The sequence below is a fragment of the Nonomuraea terrae genome (assembly GCF_004348995.1).
In the GTDB taxonomy this organism is placed as follows: Bacteria; Actinomycetota; Actinomycetes; order Streptosporangiales; family Streptosporangiaceae; genus Nonomuraea; species Nonomuraea terrae.
This window is the reverse complement of the sequence record NZ_SMKQ01000019.1, coordinates 63,533-72,350: the sequence shown is the minus strand read 5'-3', so window position 1 is coordinate 72,350 and position 8,818 is coordinate 63,533. Positions and strand designations below refer to the sequence as shown.

Annotated in this window: 7 protein-coding genes; 4 read left to right on the top strand and 3 right to left on the bottom strand. The window is 73.7% G+C overall.

The genetic code is table 11. The annotated features are described in order from the left end of the window. Nucleotides 1-96: 96 nt before the first annotated feature. The 4 genes from E1286_RS10105 to E1286_RS51225 are packed head-to-tail and all read left to right on the top strand — an operon-like array spanning nt 97 to nt 5,477. The gene (locus E1286_RS10105; RefSeq protein ID WP_246074664.1) at nt 97-1,089 is read left to right on the top strand and encodes a LacI family DNA-binding transcriptional regulator; all 993 of its coding nucleotides are present in this window, start codon (nt 97-99) and stop codon (nt 1,087-1,089) included. After that, nucleotides 1,086-1,859, top strand: a complete 774-nt coding sequence (locus tag E1286_RS10100; RefSeq protein ID WP_132611002.1) for a sugar phosphate isomerase/epimerase family protein — start codon at nt 1,086-1,088, stop codon at nt 1,857-1,859. Before E1286_RS10105 ends, E1286_RS10100 begins: the two co-directional genes overlap by 4 nt. A gap of 21 nt (nt 1,860-1,880) precedes the next feature. Then, nucleotides 1,881-2,819, top strand: a complete 939-nt coding sequence (locus E1286_RS10095) for an alkaline phosphatase family protein (RefSeq protein ID WP_132611000.1) — start codon at nt 1,881-1,883, stop codon at nt 2,817-2,819. Between the two features lie 60 nt (nt 2,820-2,879). Continuing rightward, nucleotides 2,880-5,477, top strand: a complete 2,598-nt coding sequence (locus tag E1286_RS51225; protein WP_132610998.1) for a PEP/pyruvate-binding domain-containing protein — start codon at nt 2,880-2,882, stop codon at nt 5,475-5,477. On the opposite strand, the gene E1286_RS10085 is transcribed toward E1286_RS51225, so the two are convergent. From E1286_RS10085 to E1286_RS10075, 3 genes are read right to left on the bottom strand one after another with little or no spacing between them, the layout of a single operon-like run. After that, nucleotides 5,447-6,319: a sugar phosphate isomerase/epimerase family protein gene (locus tag E1286_RS10085; RefSeq protein WP_132610996.1), complete on the bottom strand. Its 873-nt coding sequence runs from the start codon at nt 6,317-6,319 to the stop codon at nt 5,447-5,449. The two genes, E1286_RS51225 and E1286_RS10085, sit on opposite strands and share 31 nt — an antisense overlap. Then, nucleotides 6,316-7,479 (bottom strand): dihydrodipicolinate synthase family protein, encoded by a 1,164-nt coding sequence (locus tag E1286_RS10080; RefSeq protein WP_132610994.1) that lies wholly within the window; start codon nt 7,477-7,479, stop codon nt 6,316-6,318. The genes E1286_RS10085 and E1286_RS10080 overlap by 4 nt, the downstream gene beginning before the upstream one ends. Continuing rightward, nucleotides 7,476-8,621, bottom strand: coding sequence for a Gfo/Idh/MocA family protein (locus E1286_RS10075; RefSeq protein WP_132610992.1), 1,146 nt, complete (start codon nt 8,619-8,621; stop codon nt 7,476-7,478). The genes E1286_RS10080 and E1286_RS10075 overlap by 4 nt, the downstream gene beginning before the upstream one ends. Nucleotides 8,622-8,818: the final 197 nt, after the last annotated feature.

The following is an 8,818-nucleotide window of genomic DNA, read 5'->3' as shown; positions in this document are numbered from 1 at the left end:
CGCCCACCCCGCGCCCGGTTCGGTGGGACACGTGCGAGGATGCGGTTTCGAGGGTCGGTCTGGCAGACTTGGAAATCGCTTTCCGGGGAGGGTGTCGTGGTCACGCTGGAAGACGTCGCCAAGCAGGCGGGCGTCTCGCTCGCGACCGCCTCGCGGGTGCTCAACGGCAGCACCCGCCAGGTGGGCGCGGACCTGCGGGCCCGCGTCGAGCGCGCCGCCGACGAGCTCGGCTACCGCGCCAACATCGCCGCCCAGACGCTGGCCCGGGGGTCGAGCAACGTCATCGGCATCGTCGTGCACGACCTGACCGACCCCTACTTCGCGGCCCTGGCCGACGGCGCGATGCGGGCGGCGGCCACCGAGGGCCTGCTGGTCATGGTCGGCACCACCCACCGCGATCCCGAGCAGGAGATCGCGTACGTGGCCACGCTGAACGCCCAGCGCGTGCGCGCGGTGCTGCTGGCCGGCTCGCGTGTCGCCGACCAGGCGGTGACCGGCCGCCTGCGCGAGGAGCTGGCCCGCTACCGCGACAGCGGCGGCCGGGCGGCCTGCGTGGGCCAGGACCTCCTCGGGGTCGACACGGTGGCGCCGGCCAACAGGGAGGGCGCGGCGGAGCTGGCGCGGGCGCTGGCCGGGCTCGGTCACACCCGCTTCGCGGTGCTGGCGGGCCCGCCCCACCTGATGACGGCGGCCGACCGCAGCGCCGGTTTCGCCGCCGCGCTGGAGGAGCTGGGGCTGCCCGCGCCGCAGGTGATCCACGGGCCGTTCGACCGCGACGGCGGCTACGCGGCGGCGCGGCAGGTCGAGGACGCCACCTGTGTGTTCGCGGTCAACGACGTGATGGCGGTCGGGGCGCTCGCGGCCTACCGGGAGCGCGGCGTCAGGGTGCCGGACGACGTCTCGGTGGCCGGGTTCGACGACATCGTCACGCTGCGTGATCACGTACCGGCGCTGACGACCGTGCGGCTGCCGCTGGCGGACATGGGGGCGCGGGCCTTGGAGCTGGCGCTCAACGAGGAGGAGCCGGTCGTCGTCGAGCACGTCGCCGGTGAGGTCGTGCTGCGGGAGAGCGTACGGAGGATCGCGTGAGACTGGCGGTCAGCACCCTGGGGATGCCCGGCGACGGGCTCGACCGGGCGATCGAGATCGCGTCCGGGCACGGCTGTCAGGGGCTGGAGCTGCGCCTGCACCCCGACACGGGCGTGCACGCCGGGCTCGGCCCGGAGGAACGGCGGTCCGTACGCGAGCGGGTGGAACGGGCGGGCCTAGAAATTTCCGCCCTCGCCGGATATGTCGGCATCTGTCAGCCGGGGCCGGACGAAGATGCCGTGGAGGCGGTGCTCGCCGACCTGCGCCTGGCCGCCGACCTCGGCGCGCCCGGCGTGCGGGTGTTCCCGCGCGGCGGCGACCCGGCCGTGGGCGCGCGCCGGCTCAAGGCGATCTCCGGCCCGGCCGCCGACCTGGGGACGCGCGTCCTCGTCGAGACGCACGACCAGATGTCCACCGGCGCCGCCGTGGCCGCGCTGCTGACCGAGGCCGGCTGCCCCGAGACCACCGGCGTGATCTGGGACCTGCTGCACCCCTGGCGCCACGGCGAGAGCCCGGCCGCCACCCTGGCCGCGCTGCGGCCCTGGCTGTCGTACGTGCAGGTCAAGGACGCGGTCTCGGCGCAGGACACCACACCGGTGCCCATGGGCGAGGGCTCGGTGCCGCTGGAGGAGGCGGGCGAGCTGCTGCGCGGGGCCGGGTTCGGCGGCTGGGTGTCGCTGGAGTGGGAGCGGACATGGTATCCGCAGGTGGCCCCGGTCGAGGAGATCCTGCCGGGCGCCGTCGCATGGGTGCGCCGTTTCGCCGCGTAGACAGCCCGCTTAGATAGGGGGATGTCCGCTTTCACAACCCCCACCGACAAGGTGCTCGTCGTCGGCATGGACGGCCTGCGGTTCGACCGGCTCGTCGCCCTCGACGCGCCCGTGCTGGCCGGCCTGATGTCCACCGGCGCGTACGGCACCAGCATGCTTCCCTACGGCGAGGCCGAAGCCCCGCGTACGGAGTCGCCCGGCGAGGTCGTCCCCACCTCGCCGGAGCAGGACGACGGGGTCCGGGTGATCAGGTCACGTACGGACTCGGGGCCGGGGTGGTCGTCCATCGCGACCGGTGTCTGGCCGGACAAGCACGGCGTCGTGGACAACGGCTTCGCCGCCCCCCAGTTCACGAAATTTCCGGACTTCTTGACGCGGGCGAAGCTGGCCCGCCCCGACCTGACCACCTCCGCCTTCTTCTCCTGGGCAGCCCTGGCCGAGCAGGGCGCGTTCGGCCCGGCCATCGACCGCCGTTTCGTCCTCGACGGGTTCGCCGTCGGCTGGTCGGACGCCGACGCGCAGGTGGCCGAGGCGGCCCGTGCGCACCTGGCCGCCGACGACCCCGACGCCGTGTTCGTCTACATGGGCGACACCGACGAGGTGGCGCACGCCCTCGGCCCGCACTGCCCGGAGTACGCCGCCGCCCTCGCCGCCCAGGACGCGTACCTGGGAGGGCTGCTCGACGCGATCCGCGCCCGCCCGTCGTACGGCGGCGAGCGCTGGACGGTGCTCGTCACCACCGACCACGGCCACGTGGACGCGGGCGGTCATGGAGGTGTCTCGGCCGAGGAGCGCACGGTGTTCGTCATCGCGCACCGGCTGGGGGAGGACCTCGGCGGCCGCGTGCTCGACGGCCCGCGCCTGGTGGACGTGGCCCCGACGGCCCTGGCCGCGCTCGGCGTGCCGGTGGACCCGGCCTGGGAACTGGACGGGACGCCGCTGAGTTTCATCAGCTGTTGAATTTCCAGCCGTGAGGCGCGAGACTGGAGGACAGGACGCCGAACGCCGGGAGAACACGCGATGACGATGGTCCTCGACCTCACCGAGATCCATGCCGCGATGACGGCCGAGGTCGGCGGCAAGGCCGCGAACCTCGGTGAGCTGACCAAGGCGGGGCTGCCCGTCACGCCCGCCCGGGTGCTGACCACGCAGGCGTACCGGCAGGTCGCCCAGGGCCTGGAGACCTCCGGTGAGGGCCTGGCCGAGCGGGCCAGGCGGCACCTGCTCGACGCCCCGGTCCCGCCGGACGTGCGCGAGGCCGTCATCGCCGCCTACGCCTCGCTCGGCGACGACGTGCCCGTCGCCGTGCGCTCGTCCGCCACGGCCGAGGACCTGCCGTTCGCCAGCTTCGCAGGGCAGCAGGACACGTTCCTCAACGTCGTGGGCGCCCAGGCGGTCGTGGAGGCCGTACGCCGCTGCTGGGCCTCGTTGTGGACCGACCGCGCCGTGGCCTACCGCGAGGCCGCCGGCATCGACCACGCCTCGGTGAGCCTCGCGGTCGTCCTCCAGGTCATGGTGGACGCCCGCGTGGCGGGGGTCATGTTCACCGCCAATGCCGTCACCGGCCGGCGGCGCGAGATCGTCATCGACGCGAGCCCGGGCCTCGGCGAGGCCGTCGTCTCCGGCGCGGTGAACCCCGACCGCTTCGTCGTCTCCGATGGCAAGATCCTGGAGCGGCGCGCCGGCGACAAGAAGGTGGCCGTCCGCCCCCTGCCCGGCGGCGGCACGGAACGCGTCGAGACCGCCGGCGACGGCCTCTGCCTGACCGACGGTCAGGTGCACGAGCTCGCGGCCCTCGGCGCCCGCGTGGAGCGCCACTACGACGCGCCGCAGGACACCGAGTGGGCCCTCGACCGCGACGGGCGGGTCTGGCTCACCCAGGCCAGGCCGATCACCACGCTCTACCCGCTGCCGGAGCCGAAGGGGCCGGGCCTGCGGGTGTACTTCTCGGTCAACGTCGTCCAGGGAGTCATGGGGCCGATCACGCCGATGGGCATCGCGGCGTTCCGGCTGGTCAGCGCCGGAGGCGCCGGCCTGTTCGGCCACGGCCCCGCCGATCCCCGCGACGGCGCGCCCTTCTTCGCGGTGTCGGGGGAGCGCCTGTGGTTCGACATCACCACCGCCGTACGCAGCCGTCCCGGCCGCGCCCTGTTCGGGCGCCTGGTGACGCTCGGCGAGACGCGTACCGCGACCGTGATGCAGCGGCTGTTCCAGGACCCGCGGCTGGCGCGGGTCACCACCTCGCGGCGCGGCTTCCTGCGCGGGGCCGGGCGCTTCGCCGGTCATCTGCGGCTGCCCGCCCGCGTCCTGACGGCGCTCGTCAGCCCGCGCCGGGCCCTGGCCTCCGTCGCGCGGATCGGCGCGGACGTCGACCGCCGGCTCCGGGTGCCCGGCTCGGCGACCCCGGCGCAGCGGCTCGACCACGCCGAGCGGGTGCTCGCCGGGACGTTCCCGCGGATCATCTCGATCATGCCGACCGTGATCACCGGGTACGCCCTGTTCGCGCTGGCCTCCCGGCTGTCCGGGGTGCCGGTGAACGAGATGGGCGACGTGCTGCGCGGCGTCCCGCACAACCCGACCACCGAGATGGACCTCGCGCTGTGGGAGCTGTCCACCAGGATCGAGCCGGAGCCGTTCCGCGAGCTGTCCGTCGCCGAGCTGGCCCGCCGCTACCGCGAGGGACGCCTGCCGCCCGCCGCCCAGCGCGAGATCGCCGCCTTCCTGGACGCGTACGGCCACCGCGGCGTCGCCGAGATCGACCTCGGGGTGCCGCGCTGGTCGGAGGAGCCCGAGCACATCCTCGGCGCGCTGGCCAACTACCTGCGCATGAAGGACGACGACCTCGCGCCGTCCGCGCTGTTCGCGAGGGGGGCACAGGAGGCGCGTTCCGCCGTCGTCCGGATCTCGGCGCGGGCCGGGCGCGGGAGGCCGTGGCGGGCCGCCGTCGTGCGGTACGCGCTCCGGCGCACCCGCACGTACGCCGGGCTGCGCGAGCTGCCCAAGTTCCACCTGGTCAAGACGCTCGCGGCGGTCCGGCGGAGCCTGCTCGTGGTGGGCGCGCACCTGGCGGACCTCGGTGTCGTCGACGCGCCCGGCGACGTCTTCTTCCTCGACCTGCGCGAGGCCAGGGCCTCACTCGGCGGGGGCGACCTGCGCACCCTCGTGGCCGCGCGCCGCGAGACGTACGAACGGGAGCGGCGCCGCCGACACGTGCCCCGCGTTCTCCTGTCGGACGGCACCGAGCCAGAGGCGGTTCCCTCGGCGGCCGCGCCCGACGGGAACGGCGCGCTGACCGGCACCGCCGCCTCTCCGGGCACGGTCACCGGCCCGGCCCGCGTGGTCCTCGACCCTGTCGGCGCGCACCTGGAGCCCGGCGAGATCCTCGTCTGCCCCTCGACCGACCCCGGCTGGACACCGCTGTTCCTGACGGCGGGCGGCCTGGTGATGGAGATGGGCGGCGCGATGTCGCACGGCGCGGTCGTGGCCAGGGAGTACGGCATCCCGGCCGTCGTCGGCGTCACCGACGCCACCCACCGCGTCACCACGGGCGAGCGGATCACCGTGAACGGCGCCGCCGGCACCGTGGTTCACGAGGCCGGCAGCACCACCTCCGCGTAGCGGGACTTCATCGTGGCCACCACCTCGTCGGGGTCGGCGGCCCAGATGTCGGCGTTGAAGATCTCCACCTCGATGTCGCCGGTGTACCCGGCGGCCAGGACGGCCCGCGTGATCGGCGGGAAGCCGATCACGCCGTCGCCCATCATGCCCCGCCCGAGCAGCACGTCCTCGGGCAGCGGATGCAGGTAGTCGCACACCTGGTACGACGCGATCCGCCGCCCCGCCCGCGCGATCTCCTCGAACAGCCGCGGGTCCCACCACACGTGGAACGTGTCCACCACCACGCCGACCTGCTCCTCCGGGTACGGCAGGCTCAGCTCCAGCGCCTGACCCAGCGTCGACAGCACCGCCCGGTCGGGGCAGTAGATCGGGTGCAGCGGCTCCAGCGCCAGCTTCACCCCCCGTTCCCCGGCGTACGGCGCCAGCTCCGCCAGCGCCTCGGCCACCCGCTCGCGCGCTCCGGCCAGGTCACGGGTGAAGCCCTCAGCGGGCAGCGCCTCGCCGGGCCGGACGCCGGGCAGGCCGCCCACCACCATCACCAGGCAGCCCGCCGCCAGCTCGGCCGCCTCGTCGATGGCCCGCCGGTTGTCCTCCAGCGCCCGCGCGAAGGCCGTACGGCCCTGCTCGCCGGGCAGCCCGCCGGCCGTCAGGAACCCGCCCCGGCACAGCGACGACACCCGCAGCCCGGCCGCCCGCACGAGCTTGACGCTCTCCGCCAGCCCCTGCTCGGCGACCTTCTCCCGCCACAGCCCGATCGCCTCCAGGCCGTGCCGGACGCACCCGTCCACGGCCTCGGCCACCGACCATTGCCGGGTCGTCCACTGGTTCAGCGAAAGACTCACAGCCCGTTCACCTCCAGCAGCGCCCTCATCCGGCGCACGGCCAGCTCCTGGTCGGCGAGCAGCCCCGCCTGGTCGGCCAGGGCGAACACCTCCGACAGGTGCAGCAGCGAGCGGGCCGACTGGGCGCCGTTCACCATGGCGAACGCGTCCTGGTGGCCGTTCAGCCAGGCCAGGAAGACGATGCCGGTCTTGTAGTGGTACGTCGGCGTCTCGAAGATCTTCCTCGACAGCGGCACGGTCGGCGCCAGGATCTCCTCGTACGAGGCCAGCAGCCGTTCCCGCTCCGCCTCGTCGTCGGCGGCCTCGGCCGCGTCCAGCACCTGGAGCGCCGCCGCCGCGGCCGGCGCGATGGCGTCGAAGATGCCCAGCAGCGCGTGCGAGCCCGACCTGATCAGCGAGGGGTAGTTGAAGTCGTCGCCGGTGTACAGCTTGACGCCCCCGGGCAGCGCGGCGCGCAGGCGCACCTCGTGCTCCTCGTCCAGCAGCGACACCTTCACGCCGTCCACCGTCGCCGCGTGGGCGTGGACCAGCTCAAGGAACGACTCCGTCGCCGCCGCCACGTCGCGCGAGCCCCAGTAACCGGCCAGCTGCGGGTCGAACATCTCACCCAGCCAGTGCAGGATCACCGGCCGGTCGGCCAGGCCGAACAGCTTGCCGTACACCCGGTGGTAGTCCGCGGGCCCCGAGGCCACCCTGGCGAGCTGACGGGAGGCCATGATGATCACACCGGCGCCGGCCGCCTGCACGGTCTCGATCTGCTCGCCGTACGCGGCCGTGATCGCGTCCAGGTCGTCCGCGCCGGGCGCGTGGTCGGTGCCGGCGCCGCAGGCGACGAGCGTGGCCGGATCGCCGTACGCGCGGGCCTCGGCGGCGCTGCGCCGGATGAGCTCCTTGGTGGCCGCCCAGTCGAGGCCCATGTTGCGCTGGGCGGTGTCCATGGCGTCGGCCACCCGCAGGCCGTGCGACCACAGGTGGCGTCGGAAGCGCAGCGTGGCGTCCCAGTCGACGGCGGCGGGGGAGCCGGGTGTGTTGTCGCCGAGCGGGTCGGCGACCACGTGGGCGGCCGCGTACGCGATCCGGCTCGCGGCCGGCTCGGCCGCCGGCCAGGTGACGGGCTCTCTCAGCGGGTACGCGCCCACCCCGGGCAGGTCGATCCTCACAGCTGGGGCACCTCGATCCTGCGGCCCTCGGCGGACGAGCGCAGGCCCAGCTCGGCGAGCTGGACGCCGCGGGCGCCGGAGGCGAAGTCGTTGGGGAACGGCGCGTCCTCCAGCACGTGCCGGACGAACGCCTCCCACTGCACCTTGAACCCGTTGTCGAACTCCGCGTTGTCCGGCACCTCCTGCCAGCCGTCGCGGAAGCGGGCGGTGGCCGGCAGGTCGGGGTTCCAGACCGGCTTGGGGGTGGCCGAGCGATGCTGTACGCGGCAGTTGCGCAGGCCCGCCACGGCGCTGCCGTGCGTGCCGTCCACCTGGAACTCCACCAGCTCGTCCCGGTTCACCCGGACCGCCCAGGAGGAGTTGATCTGCGCGACGACACCGCCCTCCAGCTCGAAGATCCCGTACGCGGCGTCGTCGGCGGTCGCCTGGTAGGCGTCGCCCTGCTCGTCCACCCGCGACGGGATGTGCGTCACGGCCCGGGCGTAGACCGACTGGACCCGGCCGAACAGGTTCTCCATCACGTAGTGCCAGTGCGGGAACATGTCGAGCACGATGCCGCCGCCGTCCTCGGAGCGGTAGTTCCACGACGGGCGCTGCGCCTCCTGCCAGTCGCCCTCGAACACCCAGTAGCCGAACTCGCCCCGCACCGACAGGATGCGGCCGAAGAAGCCGCCGTCGATCAGCCGCTTCAGCTTGAGCAGGCCCGGCAGGAAGAGCTTGTCCTGGACGACGCCGTTCTTGACGCCCTTGGCGGTGGCGGCCTCGGCCAGCGCGAGCGCCTCCTGCGTCGACTCGGCCGTGGGCTTCTCGGCGTAGATGTGCTTGCCGGCGTCGATGGCCTTGAGCACGGCCTTCACCCGGGCGCTGGTCACCTGGGCGTCGAAGTAGATCAGGTTGGCGTCGTCGGAGAGAGCGGCGTCGAGGTCAGTGGTGAAATCCGATATCCCATGCTTCGCCGCGATATTTCCAAGCTTGTCGGCATTTCGCCCGACCAGCACCGGCTTGAGGATGACGCGCCCGCCGTCCGAGAGCGTGACACCGCCCTGCTCGTTGATGGCCAGGACGGAACGGACCAGGTGCTGGCGGTAGCCCATCCGTCCGGTGACGCCGTTCATCACGACGCCGATCGTGCGCACGCTCATGAGGATCCCTTCACCGAGGAAAGCGCTTTCCCGAACCGTACGGCCGAGCTGCCGAGGGCGTCAAGTCACGGCCCGGAGTCCCGAAGCCACGGCGAGCCGCAGAAGTGGTGAGGCGGGCGAGTCTCACGTTCGTCGCGCGTCCCCCGCCGGCCGGCGAAGGCCTGCTCGAAACCGGCGGCACGCCGTTCCTCGAGACC

Excerpts from the sequence above, each read along its gene's own strand:
- E1286_RS10095 (WP_132611000.1), top strand. The coding sequence starts at position 1,881 with ATGTCCGCTTTCACAACCCCCACCGACAAGGTGCTCGTCGTCGGCATG.
- E1286_RS51225 (WP_132610998.1), top strand. The coding sequence starts at position 2,880 with ATGACGATGGTCCTCGACCTCACCGAGATCCATGCCGCGATGACGGCC.
- E1286_RS10075 (WP_132610992.1), bottom strand. The coding sequence starts at position 8,621 with ATGAGCGTGCGCACGATCGGCGTCGTGATGAACGGCGTCACCGGACGG.